Source organism: Synechococcus sp. CB0205 (genome assembly GCF_000179255.1).
Taxonomy (GTDB): Bacteria; Cyanobacteriota; Cyanobacteriia; order PCC-6307; family Cyanobiaceae; genus Vulcanococcus.
Genome location: NZ_ADXM01000035.1, coordinates 35,028 through 57,273 on the forward strand (window position 1 = coordinate 35,028; position 22,246 = coordinate 57,273).

At 64.4% G+C, this 22,246-nt stretch carries 23 protein-coding genes; 15 read left to right on the plus strand and 8 right to left on the minus strand.

The window, feature by feature from the left end:
- Positions 1 to 46 precede the first annotated feature (46 nt).
- Positions 47 to 556 (minus strand): photosystem II cytochrome c-550, encoded by a 510-nt coding sequence (gene psbV / locus CB0205_RS0105875; protein ID WP_010315401.1) that lies wholly within the window; start codon positions 554 to 556, stop codon positions 47 to 49.
- A gap of 106 nt (positions 557 to 662) precedes the next feature.
- Positions 663 to 1,613 (minus strand): ribonuclease Z, encoded by a 951-nt coding sequence (gene rnz / locus CB0205_RS0105880; RefSeq protein WP_029626151.1) that lies wholly within the window; start codon positions 1,611 to 1,613, stop codon positions 663 to 665.
- A 102-nt stretch (positions 1,614 to 1,715) separates the two neighbouring features.
- Here rnz and CB0205_RS0105885 point away from each other — a divergent pair, with 102 nt between their 5' ends.
- A complete protein-coding gene (locus CB0205_RS0105885; protein ID WP_010315404.1) occupies positions 1,716 to 3,023 on the plus strand; it encodes a SpoIID/LytB domain-containing protein in 1,308 nt (435 codons plus the stop codon).
- Positions 3,024 to 3,034: 11 nt separating this feature from the next.
- Positions 3,035 to 3,775, plus strand: a complete 741-nt coding sequence (locus CB0205_RS0105890) for a glucosamine-6-phosphate deaminase (RefSeq protein ID WP_043705545.1) — start codon at positions 3,035 to 3,037, stop codon at positions 3,773 to 3,775.
- On the opposite strand, the gene CB0205_RS0105895 is transcribed toward CB0205_RS0105890, so the two are convergent.
- Positions 3,768 to 4,529 (minus strand): YebC/PmpR family DNA-binding transcriptional regulator, encoded by a 762-nt coding sequence (locus CB0205_RS0105895; RefSeq protein WP_010315408.1) that lies wholly within the window; start codon positions 4,527 to 4,529, stop codon positions 3,768 to 3,770. The genes CB0205_RS0105890 and CB0205_RS0105895 overlap by 8 nt on opposite strands.
- A gap of 18 nt (positions 4,530 to 4,547) precedes the next feature.
- Positions 4,548 to 5,423, minus strand: a complete 876-nt coding sequence (truB, locus tag CB0205_RS0105900) for a tRNA pseudouridine(55) synthase TruB (RefSeq protein ID WP_029626153.1) — start codon at positions 5,421 to 5,423, stop codon at positions 4,548 to 4,550.
- Between the two features lie 61 nt (positions 5,424 to 5,484).
- Here truB and CB0205_RS0105905 point away from each other — a divergent pair, with 61 nt between their 5' ends.
- Both CB0205_RS0105905 and CB0205_RS0105910 read left to right on the plus strand, forming a co-directional pair.
- Positions 5,485 to 6,219, plus strand: a complete 735-nt coding sequence (locus CB0205_RS0105905) for a queuosine precursor transporter (RefSeq protein WP_010315412.1) — start codon at positions 5,485 to 5,487, stop codon at positions 6,217 to 6,219.
- Between the two features lie 6 nt (positions 6,220 to 6,225).
- Positions 6,226 to 6,972: a bifunctional 2-polyprenyl-6-hydroxyphenol methylase/3-demethylubiquinol 3-O-methyltransferase UbiG gene (locus tag CB0205_RS0105910; protein ID WP_010315414.1), complete on the plus strand. Its 747-nt coding sequence runs from the start codon at positions 6,226 to 6,228 to the stop codon at positions 6,970 to 6,972.
- Positions 6,973 to 7,032: 60 nt separating this feature from the next.
- On the opposite strand, the gene rpmA is transcribed toward CB0205_RS0105910, so the two are convergent.
- Positions 7,033 to 7,296 (minus strand): 50S ribosomal protein L27, encoded by a 264-nt coding sequence (gene rpmA / locus CB0205_RS0105915; protein WP_010315415.1) that lies wholly within the window; start codon positions 7,294 to 7,296, stop codon positions 7,033 to 7,035.
- 41 nt (positions 7,297 to 7,337) lie between these two features.
- Positions 7,338 to 7,691, minus strand: a complete 354-nt coding sequence (rplU, locus tag CB0205_RS0105920; RefSeq protein ID WP_010315416.1) for a 50S ribosomal protein L21 — start codon at positions 7,689 to 7,691, stop codon at positions 7,338 to 7,340.
- A 143-nt stretch (positions 7,692 to 7,834) separates the two neighbouring features.
- Between rplU and CB0205_RS0105925 the strand changes: the two genes are divergently transcribed.
- The 3 genes from CB0205_RS0105925 (at position 7,835) to kaiC (ending at position 10,685) form a co-directional block, all read left to right on the plus strand.
- On the plus strand, positions 7,835 to 8,680 hold the full coding sequence (locus CB0205_RS0105925) for a circadian clock protein KaiA (RefSeq protein ID WP_010315418.1): 846 nt from the start codon (positions 7,835 to 7,837) through the stop codon (positions 8,678 to 8,680).
- A 38-nt stretch (positions 8,681 to 8,718) separates the two neighbouring features.
- The gene (gene kaiB / locus CB0205_RS0105930) at positions 8,719 to 9,066 is read left to right on the plus strand and encodes a circadian clock protein KaiB (protein WP_010315420.1); all 348 of its coding nucleotides are present in this window, start codon (positions 8,719 to 8,721) and stop codon (positions 9,064 to 9,066) included.
- A gap of 77 nt (positions 9,067 to 9,143) precedes the next feature.
- Positions 9,144 to 10,685, plus strand: coding sequence for a circadian clock protein KaiC (gene kaiC / locus CB0205_RS0105935; RefSeq protein WP_010315422.1), 1,542 nt, complete (start codon positions 9,144 to 9,146; stop codon positions 10,683 to 10,685).
- 7 nt (positions 10,686 to 10,692) lie between these two features.
- On the opposite strand, the gene nblS is transcribed toward kaiC, so the two are convergent.
- On the minus strand, positions 10,693 to 12,705 hold the full coding sequence (gene nblS, locus CB0205_RS0105940; RefSeq protein ID WP_010315425.1) for a two-component system sensor histidine kinase NblS: 2,013 nt from the start codon (positions 12,703 to 12,705) through the stop codon (positions 10,693 to 10,695).
- A 24-nt stretch (positions 12,706 to 12,729) separates the two neighbouring features.
- Complete coding sequence (gene purD / locus CB0205_RS0105945; RefSeq protein WP_029626154.1) at positions 12,730 to 14,022, minus strand: phosphoribosylamine--glycine ligase; 1,293 nt, start codon at positions 14,020 to 14,022, stop codon at positions 12,730 to 12,732.
- A gap of 79 nt (positions 14,023 to 14,101) precedes the next feature.
- Between purD and CB0205_RS0105950 the strand changes: the two genes are divergently transcribed.
- Genes CB0205_RS0105950 through msrA form a run of 8 tightly spaced genes read left to right on the plus strand, consistent with a single transcriptional unit; the run spans position 14,102 to position 22,185 of the window.
- Positions 14,102 to 15,148 (plus strand): hypothetical protein, encoded by a 1,047-nt coding sequence (locus CB0205_RS0105950; RefSeq protein ID WP_232197251.1) that lies wholly within the window; start codon positions 14,102 to 14,104, stop codon positions 15,146 to 15,148.
- Positions 15,145 to 15,894, plus strand: a complete 750-nt coding sequence (purC, locus tag CB0205_RS0105955) for a phosphoribosylaminoimidazolesuccinocarboxamide synthase (protein ID WP_010315429.1) — start codon at positions 15,145 to 15,147, stop codon at positions 15,892 to 15,894. The genes CB0205_RS0105950 and purC overlap by 4 nt, the downstream gene beginning before the upstream one ends.
- Positions 15,895 to 15,944: 50 nt before the next feature.
- The gene (locus CB0205_RS0105960; protein WP_010315431.1) at positions 15,945 to 18,206 is read left to right on the plus strand and encodes a BamA/TamA family outer membrane protein; all 2,262 of its coding nucleotides are present in this window, start codon (positions 15,945 to 15,947) and stop codon (positions 18,204 to 18,206) included.
- A 10-nt stretch (positions 18,207 to 18,216) separates the two neighbouring features.
- Positions 18,217 to 19,059 (plus strand): UDP-3-O-acyl-N-acetylglucosamine deacetylase, encoded by an 843-nt coding sequence (lpxC, locus tag CB0205_RS0105965; protein ID WP_029626155.1) that lies wholly within the window; start codon positions 18,217 to 18,219, stop codon positions 19,057 to 19,059.
- 5 nt (positions 19,060 to 19,064) lie between these two features.
- Entirely contained in the window at positions 19,065 to 19,523 is a 459-nt protein-coding gene (gene fabZ / locus CB0205_RS0105970) for a 3-hydroxyacyl-ACP dehydratase FabZ (RefSeq protein ID WP_010315435.1), read from the plus strand.
- Positions 19,524 to 19,532: 9 nt separating this feature from the next.
- Positions 19,533 to 20,366, plus strand: a complete 834-nt coding sequence (gene lpxA / locus CB0205_RS0105975; protein WP_029626156.1) for an acyl-ACP--UDP-N-acetylglucosamine O-acyltransferase — start codon at positions 19,533 to 19,535, stop codon at positions 20,364 to 20,366.
- The gene (gene lpxB, locus CB0205_RS0105980) at positions 20,363 to 21,553 is read left to right on the plus strand and encodes a lipid-A-disaccharide synthase (RefSeq protein ID WP_010315440.1); all 1,191 of its coding nucleotides are present in this window, start codon (positions 20,363 to 20,365) and stop codon (positions 21,551 to 21,553) included. The genes lpxA and lpxB overlap by 4 nt, the downstream gene beginning before the upstream one ends.
- The gene (gene msrA, locus CB0205_RS0105985; RefSeq protein WP_010315441.1) at positions 21,550 to 22,185 is read left to right on the plus strand and encodes a peptide-methionine (S)-S-oxide reductase MsrA; all 636 of its coding nucleotides are present in this window, start codon (positions 21,550 to 21,552) and stop codon (positions 22,183 to 22,185) included. The genes lpxB and msrA overlap by 4 nt, the downstream gene beginning before the upstream one ends.
- Positions 22,186 to 22,246: the final 61 nt, after the last annotated feature.

Below are 22,246 nucleotides of genomic sequence, written 5' to 3' on the forward strand. Positions count from 1 at the left end.
CCCGCCGTGATGGCGGGGCTTTGCAGTCGTTGAGGTTGATGCGAGATCAGAAGTAGATCTTGCCGCCGCCCCACTGGGGACCAAGCACTTTCGGAGCGGTCAGGATGAAGCCGGCCATCAGGCGCAGGTCTTCGTCGTTCATGTTTCGCATCTGCACGAAGACGTCGCTGCTGCGGATGCTGGGGTGCACGTCGGCAATGCTGTATTCGCCGTCGTAGCTGGTCGGATCCTTCATGTAGTCGACCAGGGCCTCAACGTTGTCACGGGCCGGGGTGGCCAGGGCCAGGGTCTCGGGGTCGAGGCCGACGTTGTGGTTGGTCTTGGTGATGCCGCCGGCGTGGCAGACGCCGCAGCTGTTGTTGAAGGTCTTGCGACCTGCGTTGACTTCCTGCTCGCTGAAGGTCACGGTTGTGCCTGCGGCATCAGCGGGCACGGTGAGCTGCTCAGCAGTCCACTGGGCGGCCTGGGCAGGGCCGGCAAGACCCACCAGCAGAGCCAGGGGCAGAAGCATCAGCCGGGCCAGGGACCGGAGTGCAGAGGAGAAAACAGAGGCCATCGAAAAAGCCGGCGACGTGGCGTTTAAAACGCGCCTGAGTTCTTGTATCACGCCTGACGGGCCCGCTGGTTGACCGCGGCCAAGGCACTCACGAACTGTTGCAGGCCTAGGGCTCCTGGGCGGCGACCTCCAGGGTCAGGAAATCCTTCGCCAGCAGCGTGTTGGGGAAGATCGCCTGGGCCTCCGCCAAGAGATCATCTGGGGTGACGGGATTGCCGGGCACGTAGCGCGGGCTGAGGTGGGTCAGGGCGAGCTGCTTGACCCCTGCCGCCAGGGCGGTTTGGGCGGCCATGGTGCTGGTGGAGTGCTGTTTGGCGAAGGCCATTTCGGCCTCGGCATGGGCGAAGGTGCTCTCGTGGATCAGCAGGTCGGCGCCGGCGGCCAGCTCCACGGCCGCTTCGCTGAAGACGGTGTCGGTGCAGTAGACGACGCTGCAACCCGGACGGTCGGGGCCGCACAGGGCTTCCCCGTTGATGATCCGGCCGTCCTCCAGGGTGACGCTGCGGCCGGCCTTGAGCTCGGCGTAGATCGGCCCAGGTGGGATTCCCAGGGCTTTGGCCTGTTCCACGTCAAAGCGCCCAGGGCGGGGCTTCTGCTCCACCCGGTAGGCGAAGGCCGGCACCCGGTGGATCAGCGCGGTGCAGCGCACGGTGATGTCGTCGTCATCCAGCAGCAGCGCTCCAGTGCGGGCTGCCTCTGTGACCCGATGGCTGCGCAGGGGATAGCCAATGCGCATGGAGGAGGTGCGCATCACCCCCTCGAGATAGTCCCGCAGGGGATCCGGTCCGTAGAGGTCGATGCCGCTGCAGGTCCCGGCCAGCCCGAGGCTGGCCAGCAGGCCCGGCAGGCCAAAGGTGTGGTCGCCGTGCATGTGGGTGATGAACACCCGACGCAGCTGGCTGACCCGCAGCTCACTGCGCAGGAACTGATGCTGGGTGCCCTCGCCGCAATCAAACAGCCAGATCTCTGCCCGCTGCGGCAGGCGCAGGGCCACCGCTGACACATTGCGGGCTCGCGTAGGGACTCCCGAGCTGGTGCCGAGGAAGGTGACCTGCACGGCCGGTGTTCTCCCCGGTCTCTCTGGATTGATCGTGGCACGGCGGGGCTGGCAGGGCTCGCCCGGGCTGGTCACAATGGCCTGCCTTTCCTATTGGGGTCGATGCCGCGGCGCACCCATCCCCAACTCGCCGCCCTGGTTGCGGGGATCTGCATGGCGATGGCCGTGGCACCATTGCGCGCGGCGGAGCCCTGGTTGCGGGTGTTGGTGCTGGAGGCCCCCAGCCTGCGCCTTAGGGCCGCTTCACCCTCGGGTGGCCTGCGGGTCCTGGATGAGCGCGGTCAGCAGCTGGGACTGGAGCCGTCCGGGGCTGAGCTGCGTTTTGAGGCGCAGCGCCAGCAGAAGGAGCTGTGGTTCGAGGCGGTGCCTGAAGCCCAGGGGCCTGATCGTGATCCAGGCCTCTGGCTTGGAGCGCGTCACTACCGCGGCCGCCTGCAGCTGCGGCGTCAGGGGGGGCAGCTGCAGGTGGTCAACCACGTGCCCGTGGAGACCTATCTCCCCAGCGTTGTCGGCAGCGAGATGCCGGCCAGCTGGCCCGAGGCGGCCCTGAAGGCCCAGGCGGTGGCAGCCCGCACCTACGCCCTGAAGGCGCGCAAGCCGGCAGCGGCCTTCGACCTCAAGGCCACCGTGTCCAGCCAGGTCTACAAGGGGGTGGAGGCGGAAACCGCCAGCACCTGGGGGGCGGTCAACCAGACCCGCGGTCTGGTCCTGACCTTTGGCGACGCCCTGATTGATGCGGTCTTCCACAGCAGCAGCGGTGGAGCAACCGAGAGCAGCGGGGACCTCTGGACGCGCCATCTGCCCTATCTGGTCAGTGTCCCCGACTTCGACCATGCCTCGCCGGTGCACCAGTGGAGCAAGCCCCTCGATGGGCCCCTGTTGCGCCGAGCGTTCCCCGAGCTCGATCAGGTCCTGGCGATTGAGGTCCTCTCCAGAACGCCCACCGGCCGGGTCAAGCAGGCGCGTGCGGTCGGTCGCGGCGGCCAGCAGGTGCTGCTGAGCGGTGCCCAACTCCGGAGCCGCCTGGGCCTGCGCAGCACCTGGGTTCGCTTTGAGTTGGCCCCGACCAAGACCTCCAGCGTTGAACCGTTCGGCTTGACGGCCAGTCATGCCCCCCTGGGTTGGCCGGCACCACCGCCGCCGCTGCCGGCCTTCTCCCTGCCCCAGGCCCGTCCACTGCCGGGGGCGGCTGTTCAGCTTGTGGCCGTCGGCCGCGGCTATGGCCACGGCATCGGCATGAGCCAGTGGGGGGCCCTCGCTTTGGCCCAGCGAGGCGAGAGTTTTGAGGCGATCCTGCGCCACTACTACCGCGGCGTTCAGCTGGAGTCCTATGGGGCCCTGGCGCAACGGGCCAGACCTCAGCCAGGCTTAAAGCCGGAGGCATGGCAGGCGATGGCCCCCCGTTTGTGAGCACTCAGCTGATGACCCTGACGCGGGCTGCCGATGGCGGCGCAGTGGCGGAGTTGGTGGCCCGTCGTCTGCTGGAAGCACTGCGCTCCGGGGACGCCCTGGGCCTGGCCACGGGCCGGACGATGCGGCCGGTCTACGGCGCCTTGGTGCGGCAGTGGCGGCAGTTGTCCGCCGAGGAGCGTCAGCGGCTCCTGGCGGGTTGGTGCAGCTTCAACCTCGATGAATACGTCGGCCTGGGTGCGCAGGACCCGCGCTCCTTTGCCGCGTTTATGCAGGCCCAGCTGGGGGCACCGCTGCAGCTCCCCCCTGGGGCCCTGCGGATTCCCAATGGTCTGGCGGCTGATCCGCAGCAGGAGGCCCGGCGATACCGCCAGGAGCTCCAGGGGTCTGGGGGCATTGGGCTGCAACTGCTGGGCCTCGGCAGCAATGGTCATGTGGGCTTCAACGAGCCCCCCTGCGGCCCAGAGCAGCCCTGCCGGGCCTTGGCCTTGAGCCAGGCCACCCGGGAGCAGAACGCCGCGGACTTCGGCGGAGACCCGGGATCCGTCCCCGATCAAGCCATCACCCTGGGGACGGCTGAGATCCTCGGGGCCCGTTCCCTGCTGTTGGTGGTGACCGGCGCGGCCAAGGCCGAGATCCTGCGGCGCTCCCTGCAGGAGCCGCCCTGCGAGCAGGTTCCCGCCAGTTGGTTGCAGCGCCATCCCCAGTTGGAGGTGGTGGCGGACCCGGAGGCGGCCTCTGCCCTCAGCTGAGGGCGGCGTCCATCAGGGCTTCGTCCGCCTCCAGGTTGGAGGTGACCGTCCGTACGTCGTCCAGCTCTTCGAGGGCATCGAGCAGCTTCAGACAGCCGGCGAGGGTCTCGGGATCCTCCAGCTGGCAGGGGGTTTGGGCAATCCAACGGTGTTCCCAGCTGCTCACGGGCAGGCCGGCACTGCGGAGACTGTCCTGCAGCGATTCCAGTTGTTCAAAGGCGCCGAGGATGTCTGCGCCGTCGCCATCGATCTCGTAGCTCAGCACGGGCTCCTCAAGGTTGAGCAGCTGCTCCAGCAGGACCTCGTCCTGCAGGCCGGCTTGGCTGAGGCGCACGACGCTGCGGTGCTCGAAGAGGTACCCGACGCAGCCGGTCTCCCCGAGGTTGCCGCCGTTTTTGTTGAAGGCCAGCCGAATCTCCGCGGCCGAGCGGTTGCGGTTGTCCGTGAGCGATTCGATCAGCACCGCCACGCCCCCGGGCCCATAGCCCTCGTAGCGCACCTCTTCAAATTGATCGGCCCCGCTTCCCCCCTGCCCGGAGCCCTTGGCGATGGCCCGCTCGATGTTGGCGTTCGGCACCCGCGCCGCCTTGGCCTTCTCAATGGCGGTGCGCAGTTGGAAATTGCCCGCGGGGTCTGCGCCGGCCCGGGCCGCCACCATGATTTCCCGTCCCAGCCGCGTGAAGACCGCTCCGCGCTTGGCATCCACCACGGCCTTGGTGCGTTTGATTTGGGCCCATCGGCTGTGGCCGGCCATGCGTGATTTCCGAGTGAACTAGCCCGCGGCGTCGAGCACGAGCTTGGGTTGGAGTTGCCCAGGGGAGGCGACCCGGGCCATGCCCGCCAGGTTGCCATCTGGATTCACGACCACAACGGCGTCCTCGAGTGCCCAACTGGGGTCACAGTCCTGCAGGCGCCCGCAGCGCCAGCCCGCGAGCCCCTCCTCGTCCAGCCGGTGTTGGGGGAGGTGGCGCAGGACCTCCAGGGGGTTGAGCAGTGCGGGAGGTTCCCCCTCCAGTTGCTCCAGGGTGACGCTTTGCGCCAGGTCAAAGCCCAGGGCTTGGGTTCGCCGCAGGCGCGCCAGGCTGCCACCGCAGCCCAGGGCCTCGCCGAGGTCTCGGGCCAGGGAGCGGATGTAGGTGCCAGAGCTGCAGTGCACCTCCAGGTCGATCTGCCCTTGGCTTGGATCCCAGCCCAGCAGCTCCAAGCGGTGAATCGTCACCGGGCGGGGGGGCAGCTCAGGGCACTGGCCGGCGCGGGCCAATTTGTAGGCGCGTTCTCCATTGACGTGGACCGCTGAGACCGCCGGAGGTCGCTGTTGAATCGCCCCGCGAAATGGCGCGAGAGCCTCGCCGATGGCCTCTGGGCTGAGGTTGGGCAGGGGGCGCTGCTCCAGGACCTGGCCCTCCAGGTCATCGCTGTCGGTTGTGACCCCCAGTTGGATGACCCCCCGATAGGTCTTGTCGCTCTCCAGATAGGGGAGCAGCCGGGTGGCGGGCCCCAGGGCAATGGGCAGCACGCCGGTGACCGCGGGATCCAGGGTCCCTCCATGCCCCACCCGTTTGAGTCCGTAGGCCCTGCGAATCCTTGAGACACAGCTGTGGGAGCTCATCCCTGCGGGCTTGTCCAGTACGAGAAATCCGCAGGTCAACGCTGGATTGAGGCGAGCACGCCGCAATGGTGCCACCGTGTGGCACAGCTGACGCCCCCCAATGCCCGTGGATGAGGCGCTGCAACAGCGCCGGGAGCTGGCCTTTCTCGTCCTCTCGGGTCTGTTCCTTGGAACGATGGGGATGTTGAACATCCTTGGCCTGACCCGCTTCCTGCAGCTCGGTCAGATCGGCTCATGGCCGGTGGTGGTGGCGGTGGGAGCCCTCCCCTATCCGGTGACCTTCCTCTGCACGGACCTGATCAGTGAGATCTGGGGCGAGCAGCGGGCCAATCAGTTGGTCTGGGTGGGTTTGCTGTTGAACGGTTGGATCGTCCTGGTGCTCTGGCTCGGCGGTGTGTTGCCGGGTCTGCCGGGAGCCCCGGAGGAGACGTTTTTTGCCGTTCAGGGCTTGGCCTTTGGCGCGATCGGAGCGTCAATGGCGGCCTACATGGCGGCCCAGTTCACCGATGTCCGCCTATTTCATTTCTGGAAGCGGCGCACCGGTGGTCGGGCGCTTTGGTTGCGCAACAACGGCTCGACCCTGGTCAGCCAGTTGGTGGATACGACGGCGGTGGTGCTGATCAGCCACTACGCCGCCCACGTCCTTCCGGTGCGCGCTGATCTTCCGGTGGCGCCTCAACTGCTGAGCTTCATTGCCAGTGGCTATCTGTTCAAGGCCCTGGCTGCCTTACTGGACACCCTGCCCTTCTATTGGCTGACGGCTTGGCTGCGCCGATGGTTGATGGTTCCCGGGGCTGGGGTGGAGTTGGGACCTGAGCAGCGACCTCTACGGTGATCAGCCATGACCGTCACCGCCGCTCTCTCCCTCGATCACTTTCTCTCCGGAGGATTTGATCTACGCCAGCATCTGGCGTCCCATCTCCAGCTCACGGCAGCGGAGCTGGAGCAGCAGTTGCCGATGGCGACCGAGGCCCTGGCCGCTGCCCACCCTGGGGCCTTTGATCCCGAGCAGGCGGGGAGCTTCTACGAGAACGAGGTGGGCCATGCCCATCTGCTGGAGCTCGCGGCTTGGCACCTGAGCAGTGCGGATTACATCGCGGACACCCTGCGCTTGCAGGCCATGTTTGCCAAGGGGCAGGTCCTGGACTTCGGCGGCGGGATTGGCACCCATGCCCTGGCGGCGGCGGCCCTGCCTGAGGTCGAGTCGGTCTGGTTCGTCGACCTCAACCCCGCCAATCGCGCTTTCGTGACGGAGCGGGCGGAGCGCTTTGGCTTGGCCCACAAGCTGCGTTGTTTCCGCGACCTCGGCGACGCCGCCCTGCCCGAGCGGTTTGACACGGTGGTGTGCCTGGACGTCCTTGAGCACCTCAACGACCCCTCGGCGCAGCTCGAGCAGTTTGCTCAGCGGATGGGGCCGGAGGCGATCGCCCTACTGAATTGGTATTTCTTCCAGGGCTTCAACGGCGAGTATCCCTTCCACTTCGATGATCCGGCCCTGGTGGAGCGCTTCTTCCGCACTCTCCAGGCTCGCTTCCTCGAGGTGTTCCATCCCTATCTGATCACCACCCGCGCCTACCGCCTGGCCTGAGGCCCGGCCACAAAAAAGCCGGCACCTGGGTGCCGGCTCAATCAACCGTGGTGCTGGGCTTCAGCCGAGGGCCACGTTGATGCGCTTGCGGGTACGCAGACCACGCTTGATGGTGTCGAAGCTGACCACACCGTCGACCAGGGCGAAGAGGGTGTCGTCAGCACCGCGACCGACGTTGTTGCCGGGGAGCACAGAAGTGCCGCGCTGGCGAATCAGGATCGAACCGGCGCTGACGGATTCACCGCCGTAGCGCTTCACGCCAAGACGCTTTGCGTTGGAGTCGCGGCCGTTACGGGTGGAGCCGGTGCCTTTCTTGTGGGCCATGGGGGAGGAAGCTCAGGAGTTCAGGAGAAGGATCTGGAGGTTCAGGCCAGTGCTTTGCCGCCGACGCTGATGGACTTGACCATCACGCGGGTGAGCTCCTGACGGTGACCGTTCTTACGGCGGGTCTTCTTCTTAGGGCGCATCTTGTAGACGATTACCTTCTGGCCGCGGCGGTGAGCCATCACCTGCAGCTCAACGGTGGCCCCTTTGACGTAGGGCTGACCCACGTTGGCGGCCTTGCCGTCGTTCACCAGCAGCACGTTCTCGAGGGTGAGGGTGCTGTCGACCTCGGCGTGGATCCGGTTGAGGTCGTAGTAGCGGTTGGGCTGAACCCAGACCTGGGTACCCGAGGTCTCAACGATGGCGTAGGGGCCGGTTTGCGAATCAGTACTCATGACAGAAGGGGCGTGGTCAGGCTGACGGGAGGACGCCGTCATTGCGGCCTGCCACGGCAATTGGAAGACAAACAACGAGTTTCACCGCTCGAGGGCACTCCCGTCAACACTGAGTTCACTTGCCAGGGCTCCAACTCAGGGCCATGACCCAGCCGGCGCTCACTATTGCTTCGCTGTTGTCGGACCCTCGTCTGGTCAAGGCTGCGACCAGCTGGCTGAAGGGTGAGCGCTACTGCCTGGAGGACCTGGGCTCCCTTTCCGATCCGATCGCTGAATTGCTGCAGCGGCGGGATGCCTTTGATGTGGTGCTGCTGCAGCAGGGTGTCACGCCCCCAGAGGCCCTCCAAGGGTTGCGTCAGCAAGGGGTGCTTCTGCCGGCGGTTGTGGTGGGGGAAGTCAACGGCCGCGTCGATTACCACGAGGCGGAGGTGCATCTGCCCCAGGACCAGCTTGAGCAGGTTGTCTACAGCCTGGATGCCGCGGTTTCGCGCTTCCTGCGCAAGGGACTGTCTGCCCAATCGGAGTCGGGCAGTGAGTCGGCCTCGACACCGCTGTCCTGGCGGCTACCCAATCGACTTCAGGGGCGCCTGGGCTACCTGGGGGTCTTCTACAAGCGGGATCCGTCCCTGTTTTTGCGCAATCTCCCGGAGCCTGACCACGGCGAGTTGCGCCAGTCGTTGCAGCGGGGCTACCGCGACATCCTGATCAGTTACTTCAAGGATCCTGCGGCGGCCAACCAGGCGATCGAGAGCTTTGTCCACAGCGCCTTCTTTTGCGATCTTCCGGTCAACAGCGTTGTTGAGATCCACGTGGATCTGATGGATTCCTTCTGGAAGCAACTGCGGCTTGAAGGCCATAAAAACGATTTTCTTCAGGATTACCGCCTTGCGCTTTTGGATGTGATGGCCCATTTGTGTGAGATGTACCGGCGTTCCATTCCTCCGGATCTCCCCTTGGCGGAACCACCGCCTGGTGAGTCCGTTGGTTAGTTCTTATTCGTTCCATTTGTCTTAAGGAGGTGATTCCGATGAGTCCACGCAAGACCTACATCCTGAAGCTCTATGTGGCGGGAAACACGCCCAACTCGATGCGCGCATTGAAGACCCTGCGGAATATCCTTGATACGGAATTTCAGGGTGTGTATGCCCTGAAAGTGATTGATGTTCTGAAAAACCCTCAGCTCGCTGAAGAAGACAAGATCCTGGCGACGCCCACCCTCGCCAAAATCCTCCCGCCACCTGTGCGTCGAATCATTGGTGATCTCTCAGACCGGGAGAGGGTTTTGATTGGTTTGGATCTCTTGTTTGAGGAGCTCAGTGATGAGGCCTTGTCCGAGTCGTTGTTGGACCAGGATGCCGTGGGTGATCTTGTGTGAAAACCAACGCTTCCTTCACAAGAGCGGCTGCCATAGCCGTGAAAACGAACTAGATTTCTGACAGGACCATCCTCCCCATGCAGGACCCCAGCCCACAGTCCAATCATCTCGCCTCGGTCCAGAAGCTGCCGACGGGGATTGAGGGGTTTGATGACGTTTGCCAGGGCGGTCTCCCCATTGGTCGCTCCACGCTGATCAGTGGGACATCGGGTACGGGTAAAACCGTGTTCTCGCTGAACTTTCTCTACAACGGCATTCGTCAGTTTGACGAGCCCGGGATTTTCGTCACCTTTGAAGAGTCCCCGCTCGATATTCTCCGCAATGCGGCCAGCTTTGGCTGGAATCTTCAGGAAATGGTGGAGCAGGACAAGCTGTTCCTGTTGGATGCCTCCCCTGATCCGGAAGGGCAAGATGTCGCTGGCAGCTTCGATCTGTCAGGTCTGATCGAGCGAATTAACTACGCGATCCGTAAATACAAGGCTCGGCGTGTTGCGATCGATTCGATCACGGCCGTTTTTCAGCAGTACGACGCGGTCTCGGTTGTGCGCCGGGAGATCTTCCGCTTGATTGCCCGCCTGAAGGAGATCGGCGTCACCACGGTGATGACCACCGAGCGGATTGATGAATACGGTCCCATCGCCCGCTACGGGGTGGAGGAGTTCGTCAGCGACAACGTGGTGATCCTCCGCAATGTCTTGGAGGGGGAGCGCCGGCGGCGGACGGTGGAAATCCTGAAGTTGCGCGGTACCACCCACATGAAGGGGGAGTTCCCCTTCACCATGGGCTCCCACGGCATCAGCATCTTCCCTCTCGGGGCCATGCGCCTGACCCAGCGCAGCTCCAATGTCCGCGTGAGCTCGGGTGTCCCCCGTCTCGATGAGATGTGCGGCGGCGGCTTCTTCAAGGATTCGATCATCCTGGCCACCGGTGCGACAGGGACGGGTAAGACCCTGCTGGTCAGCAAGTTTGTGGAGAACGCCTGCGCCAACAAGGAGCGGGCCATCCTCTTTGCCTATGAGGAATCCCGGGCCCAGCTGCTGCGCAATGCCACCAGTTGGGGGTTGGATTTCGAGGAGATGGAGCGCCAGGGGCTGCTCAAAATTATTTGTGCCTATCCCGAATCAACGGGCCTGGAGGATCACCTCCAAATCATCAAGACCGAAATCAGCCAGTTCAAGCCATCGCGGATGGCGATCGACTCCCTCTCGGCCCTGGCGCGGGGCGTGAGTCATAACGCCTTCCGTCAGTTTGTGATCGGCGTGACCGGTTACGCCAAGCAGGAAGAAATCGCGGGCTTCTTTACGAATACCTCCGAGGAATTCATGGGGAGTCACTCGATTACCGACTCCCATATCTCGACGATTACCGACACGATCCTGCTGCTTCAGTACGTTGAGATCCGTGGTGAGATGGCCCGCGCTCTGAACGTCTTCAAGATGCGTGGTTCCTGGCACGACAAGGGAATCCGTGAATACATCATTACGAGCAACGGCCCTGAAATTAAGGACTCCTTCTCGAACTTTGAGCGGATTATTAGTGGTGTGCCGCACCGCATTGACCACGATGAGCGCAGCGAGCTCTCGCGCATCGTGAAGGGGGTTGGCGAGGGCCAGTTCTAGATCCTGTTTAGATCCCGTCGCCCAAATTGCTGGTGCTTCGCCGTTCGGCCTGCAGGCGCAGTTCCGTGTCGTCAGCGTCTTCGAGGGGCAGGTCAAACCAGAAGGTGGTGCCCACATTGAGTTCGCTCACCATGCGAACGGTGGCCCCGTGCTTCTCCAGGATGCCCCGCACGATGGAAAGCCCCAGACCAGTTCCCACTTCGGTGTGAACAGCGTTCTCGACCCGGTAGAAGCGATCAAAGATCTTCTCCTGGTCTTCGCGGGAGATGCCTGAACCGGTATCGGAGATTTCCACCCGTAGCTTCGGCAGCGGCGCGGTCAGCTCGCAGGCGGGGTTATCCGGGTTGGCTGCGGTGCTGGGGTCAATCGTGCAGATGTCAGGCCAGGGGTAGGCCCGCAGGCTCAGGCGGCCCCCGGCGGCGGTGAACTTCAGGCCGTTGCCCACCAGGTTGTCGAGCACCTGCAGCAGCAGGTCCCAGTTGCCGCGAACCCGGGGCAGCTCGTCGGTGACATGAAGGTCGAGCTCGACGCCTTTTTCCTTGGCGTTCAGCTTGTAGTTGCGCAGGGTTTGCTCCATCGCCGGACCCAGCTCCACCGCTTCCATCGACCAGGCCCGATCGCTCTCCAGTCGGGAGAGATCGAGGACGTCATTGACGAGGCGGGTGAGGCGATCCGTCTCGGCGTTGGCAATCGCCAGAAAGTCCCGCCGGTCCTCCTCGCTGAGCTGCTCGCCCATGTCGTGGAGGGTCTCGACGTAGCTCTTGATGTTGAAGAGCGGCGTGCGCAGCTCATGGGAGACGTTGCTGATGAAACGGCTCTGGGCGGCGTTGAGTTCCACCTCGCGGGTGAGGTCTTGGACGGTGACGGCGATGCCCTTCAGGGTTTCGCCGCTGGCATCGCGCACGGACTGCAGAACGATGCGCAGGGTGCGCGGCGGTTCACCAAAGCTGCAGCGCACATCGCTGCTCTCCTTGTCGTTCTCCAGCAGGCTCTCAAGGGGGGTCTGCAACTCGAGGTTCAGTCCCTCGGGCAGTTCGTCCATCAGGCGCGTGCCCTCCAGATTGCGGCCCTCCCAGCGGAACAAGCGCCTGGCGGTGGGGTTAACCAGCACCACCCGCCCTTCGGAATCCAGCAGCAAGGCCCCATCGGCCATGGTCGCGATCAGCGATTGCTGCTTCACCTGGGCGGCGGTGAGCTCCTCGATGTTGGCTTCGTTGTAGGCCTCGAGCTGGGAGGCCATGTCGTTGAAGCCGTCCAGTAGCTCCCCCAGTTCACCGCCAACGGGCAGGGCTATGCGCGCCTCGAAGTCCCCCCCTGCGATGGAGCGCACCCCCCGCAACAGCTCCTTGACCGGCTGGGTGATGGTCAGGGCGTTGAAGACGGCCCCCAGGATCACCAAGATCCAGATCGAGATGAACACCGCCACCGTTACCTCGCGGCTCAGGGCGGCACTGGCCAGGGCGGCTTCGTTGGGGTTGATCCCCAGAGCCAGCACACCCATGTAGCGCCCATCGGCAACCAGGGGCACGAAGACATCGGTGACCTGACCATCGGGGGTCAGGTGTTGCCGGATCAGTGGGTTCTGCGGACGTTTGGAGAGTTCGGCAGGCAGCTCCAACTTGCGGCTGAGCAGCAGCTCACTGCTGCCGCTGGTGCCGCTGATGGGGATCCCCAGGTAGATGATCCCGTCGGGATCGGCGAAGAAGATGTAGCGCAGGCTGCGGCTGGATTTCCAGAAGCGTTCGGCGACGGCCGCCAGCTCCCGGTCGTTGCCCTGCGCCACTAGGGGAGTGACGTTGGCGGAGAGCAGCAGGCCCAGGTCGCGGGCAAAGCGGGTGTCGCTCATGCGCACATCCGCCTGGATGCCGTTGAGCGCAAAGAAGGTGATGGCTGTCATCACCAGGCTGACCACCAGGGTGGCGGCCGCCAGCAGCTTGGTTTGGAGGCTGAATTCCGCCCACCAGCGCACCAGGCTCTGCCACCAGCGGCGAAGGGCAAGCGGTGTGGAGCTGCTGGTCAAGGTGCTGGGATCGGCGGCGGAAGCTTAGTGGCTGCGGACCTGGTGGCCGATGTCTCGGCGATAGGTCATGCCCTCAAAGTGCACCTGCTGGAGGCCCTCGTAGGCCTTGGCGAAGGCGGCATCAAAGTCGCCTGCTTGGGCCACCATCGCCAGCACCCGGCCCCCGTTGGTGTGGCAGACCCCGGCTTCATCCCGGCGAGTTCCGGCATGGAACAGCTGCAGATCGGCGCCGTTCTCCACGGAGCTCGAGAAGGGGTCTCCCTTGCGGATCTCCCCGGGATAGCCCTGGGCTGCGGCAATCACGCAGGCACTGCACTGTTCGTGAATGGTCAGGGCCGGGGCGGTGTTGAGTTGGCCGGTGGCGCAGGCCAGAAGGACCGCCGCAAATTCCGGCCCCATCAGGGGCATCAGGGTCTCGCATTCGGGGTCCCCGAAGCGGCAGTTGAACTCGATCACGCTCGGACCGGTTTCGGTGAGCATGAGGCCCGCATAGATCACCCCCCGGTAGCTGATCCCCCGGGCCTGCAGGGCCGCCAGGGTGGGATCGAGCACCAGCCGTTTGACCTCCTCGAGACCGGCTTGATCCAGCAGTGGAGCCGGGGCATAGGCTCCCATGCCGCCGGTGTTGGGGCCCACATCCCCTTCGCCAATGCGTTTGTGGTCCTGGGCGGGGGGCAGCAGCACCATGCGCTCGCCGTCACTGAGGGCAAAGACCGAGACCTCGGGGCCGTGGGTGCGCTCCTCCAGCACCAGGGAGGCTTCGCCGCCAAACCGTCCAGCAAAGATCTCTTCAATGGCGGCGCGGGCTTCGTCCACGCTCTCGGCCACGGTCACCCCCTTGCCGGCGGCCAGTCCGTCAGCCTTCACCACCAGGGGCTTGCCCTGGGCGTCGAGGGCACGGAGGGCTTCCTCTCGGCTGTTGGCTTTCCAGTAGCCCGCCGTGGGGATGCCGGCCTCCACCATCAGCGCCTTGGCCCACTGTTTACTGGCCTCCAGCTGGGCGCCGTCCGCTCCAGGGCCGAAGACGGCAAAGCCAGCCTGGCGCAGGCGATCGCCGAGGCCCGCGGCCAGGGGGGCTTCGGGACCGACCACGACCAGGTCAATCCTTTTGTCTTGGCAGGTCTTCAGCAGGGCGTCCTGATCGCCCTCGCTGATGGCCAGCTGGATGCAGCCCTCGAGTTCAGCGGTGCCGCCGTTGCCTGGGGCCACCCAGACCTGCTGGACGCCAGCGCTGCGGGCCAGGGCCCAGGCCAGGGCGTTCTCCCGTCCGCCTCCTCCGACGACCAGCACGTGTTGCGGGGCAGCGGACGCGGTCATGGAGGGCAGGAGGCGGGGGGTTCGTTCGGTGATCACAGCGGTGAGCTCCCCTAGGTTGTCCCCCAGAAGACCGCTGTCGGTGCCTTTCCTTCTTTACTCGCCGGTGGGGGCGCGCCGGCGGCAGCCGTGGGCTTGGGGCTTGGCGCTGCTTCCCTTGGTGCTGGCTGCGGCCCTGCCCGCCGAGGCCAAGTTGCCCTTCATTGGCGATCTGTTTCGCGGTCAGCCGAAGCCCAAGGTCCAGGGACCCTCGGCCCCAGAACTCGAAGGGAGCACCCCGGAAGCGGAGTTTCAGGAGCTACTGAAAACCGGGGACCTACGGGCCCTCAACCTGGCCTGCCAGGAGGCCGCCAGCTTTGACTTTGTGACCCGTTTGCAGCTGCTCCAGCAGCGGTTGTTGACCGTGGCCCCACCGCCCCAGCCCTTCCCGGTGGTGTTGGTGAATGCCAATGCTCTGCTCAGCTGCCGGGCCCCCGATGCGGCCCTGGAGGTGCTGAACCGTTTTGGTCCAGCTCCCGGTCTCGAGCGCGAGCAGTGGTTGGTGCAGCGCTGGCGCGCCGCCATGGCTGGTCTGCATCACGACTTGGCGGCGCGCCTGTTGGAGCAGTTGACCGCGGCTGATCCCGAGCGCCTGGAGACCCTGGCCCTTCCTGTCCGGGTGAATGAGGACGGCACCGTGCTGACGCGGCCTGCCCTGGATCTCTACGTCGAACACCTGATCGTTCTGGAGCGCCCCCAGCAGGCAGCGGCGCTGCTCTTGGCCGGACGACGACCGGGTCAGGTGGCGGCGGAGCGCCTCAGCCAAGCGGTCGCTCTGCTTGCGCAACTTCCCTTGGCCGAACGCGATCAGCTGATGGAGCGCGCCCTGGATCAGGCGGCGGCGGCCCAGGCCTGGGGCCTGGCCATCGCCTTGCTGGAGCAGCAGCGCGTTTTGATCGAGTCCGAGTCCGGCACCGTGGCGGAGCGCTCCCGCGCCCGCCTGAGCCGTCTGAGCCAGCGCCTGGATGATGCCTACAGCGAGTGGGCGATCACCCGGCAAGATTCAGGACAAAGCGCCAGGGCCGACGCATTGCAGCAGCAGTTGCGTTCCCCCCGCGACCCCGGAGGCCACGCCGCACCGCAACCATGACCGCTTACACCCTCGGATCTCTCCTCTACGAAGGCAAGGCCAAGCGCGTCTTCCAGACCGATCAAACCGATTTGGTGGCGGTTGAGTACAAGGACGACGCCACCGCCTTCAACGCCCTCAAAAAGGCCCAGCTGGCGGGCAAGGGGTTGATGAACTGCCAGATCTCGGCGCGGCTGTTCGAGTTGCTCGAGCGGGAGGGGATCGCCACCCACTACCTCTCCCTGCAGGAACCCAACTGGATGTTGGTGAAGCCGGTTCAGATCGTTCCGGTGGAAGTGGTGGTGCGCAACATCGCCTTTGGCTCGCTGTGCAAACAGATGCCGATCGAGCCCGGCACCCCCTTGGATCCGCCGCTGCTGGATCTCTATTACAAGGACGACGCCTACGGCGATCCCCTGCTGACCGATGCGCGACTGGAGCGTCTGGGGGTGCTGACGGCACCCCAGCGCCAGGAATTGGAGCGTCTGGCCATGGCCGTCAACGCGGTGCTGCGTCGCTTTTTTGCCGAGATCGCCCTGGAGCTGGTGGACTTCAAGATCGAACTGGGTTTCACCACCGACGGCCAGCTGGTGGTGGCCGATGAAATTAGTCCAGATACCTGCCGTCTCTGGGACAGGAACGTCAGCGGCGATGCCCAGGAGCGGATCTTGGACAAAGATCGCTTCCGTCAAGATCTCGGCGGTGTGGTCGAGGCCTACGGGGAGGTTCTCAAACGGGTCCAAGCCGCCTGTCCAGAACCCCGCTGAGCCAAGTAGGTTCGGCGGCATTTGCGGTTCGCCGCTCCAGTCCCCGTTCCATGGCTGCAACCCGCAACGGCAAGAACCACGCATGGAGCCTGGGGCTGGCACTGACGTTGCCCCTGGTCGCTGGGGTTGGCCCGGTCTGGGCCCAGGACAAGAGTCCGGAACCAGAGGACCCTGCACCGGTAGATCAGCCTGCGTCTGAGACCCCCAGTTCCAGACCATCACTTGCCCCCAGCACCAGTGATTCCTTGGCGCCAGCGGCTCCCGCTGAGCCCCAGGTGCTGATCAGTGAGGTGGTGGTCCAGGGGGCTGAGGGCCATCCGGAGCAGGAGCGGATGGAGATCGCGGTGTACGACGCGATGGCCACCCGTCCCGGCAGTCGTGTCACCCGCGCTCAATTGCAGACGGATCTGTCCGCGATCTACGCCAGCGGTTGGTTCTCCGACGTCCGGATTCAGCCCGTCGACAGCCCCCTAGGCGTCCGGCTCGTGGTCACGGTCGTGCCGAACCCGGTGCTCACCAAGGTGGACCTTGAGGGCGTTAGCGAGACCACCAAGCTTCCTGACGACCTCATCCCCGACATCTTTGCCGCGGACTACGGCAAGACCCTGAATCTCAACGCCCTGCAGGCCCGCATCGCTGAGCTGCAGAAGTGGTACGCCGATCAGGGCTATTCCCTCGCTCGGGTCACCGGTCCAACCCGTGTCAGTCCCGCGGGTGTGGTGCAGCTGCTGGTGCGTGAGGGCACCGTGGCGGGCGTCGAAGTGCAGTTCCTCAATAAGGAGGGAGATAGCACCAACGACAAGGGTCAGCCGATCCGCGGCAAAACCAAGACCTGGGTGGTCACCCGAGAGATTTCGATCAAGGCCGGCGACACCTTCAACCGCCGCCAGCTGGAAGACGACATCAAGCGTCTCTATGGCACCGGTCTCTTCGGTGATGTGAAGGTGACCCTGCGCCCGGTCGCGGCTGAGCCCGGTGCCGTCACCATCGTCCTGGGTGTGGTGGAGCAGTCCACCGGCTCCCTCTCAGGTGGTCTTGGTTACAGCCAGAGCCAGGGCATTTTTGGTCAGATTCAGCTTCAGGACAGCAACCTCTTCGGGCGCGCCTGGGATCTGGCCCTGAACGTCACCTATGGCCAGTTCGGCGGATTAGCAGACCTGTCCTTCACTGACCCCTGGATCAAGGGTGACAAGTACCGCACCGCCTTCCGCACCAAGCTTTTCCTGAGCCGGGAAGTTCCCCAGGTATTCCAAAGCCAGCAAAACGGCAACTTCTACACCGTCTCGGATGTTTCTCAAGGCTTTTTCAGTGCCCCCAGTACTGCGATCGCTTATCAGAGCAACTCCACCGTCTTGACCGGTCCCTATGCCTCGGTGACAGCAGCTAAGGCTGCAAATCCTCAGCTCGGCGACAACAACAACTGGTTCCAGTTGGATGGCAATGCCGTCGCGATTCAGCGGATCGGCGGCACGGCGTCTTTGGCTCGACCATTGAACGGCGGTGATCCGTTCAAAAAAGCACCGTGGAGTGTGGTCGTTGGCCTGAATGCCCAGCAGGTGAAGCCAATCAACTTTGCAGGGGATGCCATGCCCTATGCCGTTGCCTCCAACAACTTCACTGCTAACGGAACAACCACCGTCAACAATGTGATTTGCGTTGCGTACAACTGCGAAAACGGCGCAACGACGAACCAATTGGTTGGTCTGAGGGTTGCCGCCTCGATGAACACGCTGAATGATCCTCGAAATCCAACCAGTGGCAATTTCTTGAGCGTTGGTTCTGAGCAGTTTTTCTCCGTTGGGCAGGATTCACCCACGTTCAACCGCCTCAGGGCCACTGGAACCCACTACATCCCGGTGAACTGGTTGAAGTTCTATAAAGGCTGCCGCCCCAAGCCCGGGCAGAAGGAAGATTGCAAACAGGCCCTCGCTTTTCAGGTTTCTGTAGGAACAAACCTGGGCAACATGCCCGTCTATGAGGCCTTCTGCTTGGGTGGCTCAAACTCCGTACGCGGTTACTACGACTGTGATCTCGGCGTCGGTAAGAGCTTTGGTGAAGCCACGATTGAATATCGATTCCCCATCTTCAGCATCATTAGCGGGGAGGTTTTCATCGACGCTGGCACCACCTTTGGCAGTCAGGCTGATGTTCCGGGCAACCCAGGATCTCTGTTGGAGAAGCCTGGACAAGGTGTTTCTCCTGGTCTTGGCGTAATCGTGACCACGCCCGTCGGTCCACTCCGTTTGGAGGTTGCCAGCCAGGACTTCACTGACGAATACCGCTTCAACCTCGGTGTGGGTTGGAAGTTCTGAGGCGGCTCCTGTGACCCTTTGGCCCAGCGATTACAGCCAGGCGTGGACCCTGGCTCAGCCCGTCGAGCGCTCCGGTGTGGGCCTCCACAGCGGTGCTCAAGCCAGGGTTCGGCTGGAGCCTGCGGAGCAGCCGGGTTTTTACGTGGGTTGGCTCAACGCCCCTGAGCGTTCCCACGTCCGCCTGCAGCCCTCCCAGGTCTGCGAAACCCAGCTCTGCACCGCCCTGCAGCTGGGTGAGCAGCGTCTCGCCACCGTGGAGCATCTGCTGGCTGCCCTGGCCGGTGTCGGGGTGACCTCAGCGCTGATCCTGGTGGATGGCGAGGAGATTCCCCTGCTGGATGGTTCGGCCCAGCCCTGGGTTGAGGCCTTGGCCGAGGCCGGCCTGCGCTGCCTCGGTCCCCGTCCTGAGGCTGCGCCTCTGGCCGCACCGATCACCCTGCAGCAGGGCCAAAGTTTTGCCACGGCGCTCCCGAGTGATCGCCTGCGCTTGGGGGCAGCCATCGAGTTCCCCCATCCCGCCATTGGCCGCCAGCTGTTCAACCTCGAACTCACCCCCCAGGCCTTCGTCGAGGAGATCGCCCCGGCCCGCACCTTCGGCTTCAAAGAGCAGGTGGATCAGCTGCGGGCTGCGGGCTTGATTCAGGGCGGTGCATTGGATAACGCCCTGGTGTGCGATGGGGAGGGTTGGCTGAATCCCCCGCTGCGCTTTGCCGACGAGCCCGTGCGCCATAAGCTGCTTGACCTATTGGGCGATCTCGCCTTAGCGGGACTGCCTTTGGCCCAAGTGTTTGCCTTCCGTGGCTCCCACGGACTGCACACCGCCTTGGCCGCCGCTCTGGTTTCTTCTCGCTGAGTTCCTTGTCTTCATCCGCCATCCCTTCCGCCCCAGTTCTGACCAGCGAGCAGATCCAGGGGCTGCTGCCCCACCGCTATCCCTTCGCCCTCGTGGACCGGGTGATCGAGCATGAGCCGGGCAAGCGGGCGGTGGCGATCAAGAACGTCACCTTCAACGAGCCCCAGTTCCAGGGCCATTTCCCCGGTCGCCCGCTGATGCCAGGCGTGTTGATCGTCGAGGCCATGGCCCAGGTGGGGGGCTTGATCGTCACCCAGATGCCGGATCTCCCGAAGGGTTTGTTTGTCTTCGCAGGGATTGATGGCGTGCGCTTCCGCCGTCCGGTGGTGCCGGGTGATCAGTTGGTGATGACTTGCGAACTGCTGTCGCTCAAGCGACAACGGTTCGGGAAGGTCAAGGCGGAGGCCACGGTGGACGGACAGCTGGTCTGCTCCGGCGAATTGATGTTCTCCCTGGTCGACTGAATTCCCCCCATGACTCAGGCTGTTATGAACGGGGACAGCACCCGAATCCATCCCACCGCCGTGGTGGATCCCAAGGCCCAGATCGATGCGGGCGTTGAGATCGGCCCCTATGCCGTGGTCGGTCCCGAGGTGTCGATCGGCTCAGGAACGCGCATTGGCCCCCATGTGGTGCTCGACGGCCGCGTCAGCATCGGCAAGGGCAACCGCATCTTCCCGGGGGCCTCGATTGGCGCCGAGCCCCAGGACCTCAAATACAACGGTGCACCCACCGAGGTCGTCATTGGCGATGACAACGCCATCCGCGAATGCGTGACCATCAACCGTGCCACCCATGAGGGAGAGCAGACCCGAATCGGTGATGGCAATTTGCTGATGGCCTACAGCCACCTGGGTCACAACTGCGACCTGGGGAATCGCATCGTGATCGCCAACGGCGTCGCCGTGGCCGGCCATGTGGTGATCGGTGACCGCGCCGTGATTGGAGGCGTGCTGGGCATCCATCAGTTCGTCCACATCGGCACGATGGCGATGGTGGGTGGAATGAGTCGGATCGACCGTGATGTTCCGCCCTTCGCGATCGTTGAGGGCCACCCCGGTCGCCTGCGGGGCTTGAACCGGATTGGCTTGAAGCGCAGTGGTCTGAGCGAGCTGGATGGCGGCGCACAAACCAAGCAGCTGCAGCAGGTTTGGGCCCAGCTCTACCGCGGTGATGTGGTGCTGGCTGAGGCGATCAAGGGCGTGCGTGAGCAGAGCCTGTTTCCCCCCGCCGAAACCCTGGTGAGCTTCCTGGAGGCCTCGATTGGCCCCGGTCGCCGAGGTCCCCTGCCCGCCGGGCGTTCATGAGGCGACTGCTGATTAGCACCGGCGAAGTATCCGGTGATCTGCAGGGCGGCCTGTTGGTCAAGGCTCTGCGGGAGGAGGCCCAGGCCCGTGGTCTTGAGCTGGAGCTCTTCGCCCTCGGCGGTGAGCGCATGGCCCAGGCCGGTGCAACGCTCCTTGCGAACACGATGGCGATGGGCGCCATTGGCCTCTGGGAGGCTCTCCCCTTGGTCTGGCCCACCCTCCAGGTGCAGCGCCGTGTCAATGCCTGGTTGCGTCAGTCCCCCCCCGACGGCTTGGTGCTGATCGATTACATGGGGGCCAATGTCAACTTGGGCCTCAAGGTCAAGCGGCTGCTGCCGAAGATCCCGATCCTCTATTACATCGCTCCCCAGGAGTGGGCCTTTCGCGTTGGCGAGGGGGGGACGACCCGGCTGATCGGCTTCACCGATCGGATCCTGGCGATCTTTCCAGAGGAGGCCCGCTTCTACGGCTCCCGCGGGGCCGATGTCACTTGGGTGGGGCACCCCCTGATCGACACCTTGACCCAGCTGCCCAGTCGTGAGGCGGCCCGCACTCAGTTGGGCTTGAAGCCGGATCAACGCCTGTTGCTGCTGCTCCCTGCCTCGCGCCAGCAGGAGTTGCGCTATCTGCTGCCGGACTTAGCCCAGGCGGCCGCCGAGTTGCAGCGGCGCTGCCCGGGACTGCAGGTGGTGGTGCCGGCGGGTCAGGCCAGTTTTGAGCCGGTCCTGAAGGAGGTCTTGACCCAGGCTGGAGTGCAGGCCCGCGTGATTCCGGCGGCGGAAGCCGATGCCCTTCGTCCGGTCCTCTGTGCGGCAGCGGATCTCGCCATCAATAAATCCGGCACCGTCAACTTGGAGTTGGCCCTTCGGGGGGTGCCCCAGGTGGTGGCCTACCGGGTCAGCCGACCAACGGCTTGGGTGGCCAAGCAGATCCTGCGCTTCAAGGTCGATCACATCTCACCGGTCAATCTGGTGGTGGGTGAGCGCCTGGTCCCGGAGCTCCTGCAGGACGAGCTCACCGCCGAGTCTGTGGTGGAAGCAGCCCTGCCGCTGCTGGAGGATCCGTCCGCCCGGGAGCGGGTTGCGCAGGGCTATCGTCGCTTGCGTGAGCTCCTTGGGGAACCGGGCGTCACCCGCCGGGCGGCCGCGGCGATCCTGGATGCCCTGCCAGGGGGAAATGCGGCATGATCCGGCGCCTCTTGTCCGCCTGCTTGGCCATCGGCCTGCTGCTGCTAGGTCCCTGTGCCTCCGCGCTGGCCGCCACGGAAGAGGCGGTCCTCGCTGGTGGCTGTTTCTGGTGCCTGGAGCACGACCTGGAGGACCTGCCGGGGGTGATCGATGCCGAGAGCGGCTACAGCGGTGGCCATCTGGACAACCCGAGCTACGGGCAGGTCAGCTCTGGCGGCACCGGGCACCAAGAGGTGGTGCGCGTCCGCTTTGATCCCCAGACCATCAGCTATCCCACCCTGCTGTGGGCCTACTGGCGCAATATCGACCCCCTCGATGGGGGTGGGCAGTTCTGTGACCGCGGCGGGTCCTACAAACCGGTGATCTTCACTGAGGGTGAGCAGCAGCTCAGTCAAGCCAAGGCCAGCCTTCAGGCTGCAGCCAAGGAGCTGGGCAAGCCCGCCTCGGCGATCAAGGTGCAGATCAAGCCCCTCAAGCGGTTCTGGCCCGCCGAGGGGTATCACCAGAACTACGCAGTCAATAACGCGATCAAATACAACTACTACCGCTGGGCCTGCGGCCGGGATCGCCGCTTGGATCAGGTCTGGGGATCAAAGGCCCGCAGCGATGCTCACTGGGTGACTGGACGCTGACCGGAAAGCTGAGGAAAAGCTAAAGAGCCGATTTCGCAAAATTCGGTTTTTTCGAGTGCTG

Excerpts from the sequence above, each read along its gene's own strand:
- CB0205_RS0105890 (WP_043705545.1), top strand. The coding sequence starts at position 3,035 with ATGACCCTGACGCGGGCTGCCGATGGCGGCGCAGTGGCGGAGTTGGTG.
- msrA (WP_010315441.1), top strand. The coding sequence starts at position 21,550 with ATGATCCGGCGCCTCTTGTCCGCCTGCTTGGCCATCGGCCTGCTGCTG.
- kaiC (WP_010315422.1), top strand. The coding sequence starts at position 9,144 with ATGCAGGACCCCAGCCCACAGTCCAATCATCTCGCCTCGGTCCAGAAG.
- lpxB (WP_010315440.1), top strand. The coding sequence starts at position 20,363 with ATGAGGCGACTGCTGATTAGCACCGGCGAAGTATCCGGTGATCTGCAG.
- kaiB (WP_010315420.1), top strand. The coding sequence starts at position 8,719 with ATGAGTCCACGCAAGACCTACATCCTGAAGCTCTATGTGGCGGGAAAC.
- psbV (WP_010315401.1), bottom strand. The coding sequence starts at position 556 with ATGGCCTCTGTTTTCTCCTCTGCACTCCGGTCCCTGGCCCGGCTGATG.
- purD (WP_029626154.1), bottom strand. The coding sequence starts at position 14,022 with ATGACCGCGTCCGCTGCCCCGCAACACGTGCTGGTCGTCGGAGGAGGC.
- CB0205_RS0105895 (WP_010315408.1), bottom strand. The coding sequence starts at position 4,529 with ATGGCCGGCCACAGCCGATGGGCCCAAATCAAACGCACCAAGGCCGTG.
- CB0205_RS0105960 (WP_010315431.1), top strand. The coding sequence starts at position 15,945 with ATGGCTGCAACCCGCAACGGCAAGAACCACGCATGGAGCCTGGGGCTG.
- CB0205_RS0105910 (WP_010315414.1), top strand. The coding sequence starts at position 6,226 with ATGACCGTCACCGCCGCTCTCTCCCTCGATCACTTTCTCTCCGGAGGA.
- CB0205_RS0105925 (WP_010315418.1), top strand. The coding sequence starts at position 7,835 with ATGACCCAGCCGGCGCTCACTATTGCTTCGCTGTTGTCGGACCCTCGT.
- lpxA (WP_029626156.1), top strand. The coding sequence starts at position 19,533 with ATGACTCAGGCTGTTATGAACGGGGACAGCACCCGAATCCATCCCACC.
- CB0205_RS0105885 (WP_010315404.1), top strand. The coding sequence starts at position 1,716 with ATGCCGCGGCGCACCCATCCCCAACTCGCCGCCCTGGTTGCGGGGATC.
- rpmA (WP_010315415.1), bottom strand. The coding sequence starts at position 7,296 with ATGGCCCACAAGAAAGGCACCGGCTCCACCCGTAACGGCCGCGACTCC.
- CB0205_RS0105905 (WP_010315412.1), top strand. The coding sequence starts at position 5,485 with ATGCCCGTGGATGAGGCGCTGCAACAGCGCCGGGAGCTGGCCTTTCTC.
- purC (WP_010315429.1), top strand. The coding sequence starts at position 15,145 with ATGACCGCTTACACCCTCGGATCTCTCCTCTACGAAGGCAAGGCCAAG.
- rplU (WP_010315416.1), bottom strand. The coding sequence starts at position 7,691 with ATGAGTACTGATTCGCAAACCGGCCCCTACGCCATCGTTGAGACCTCG.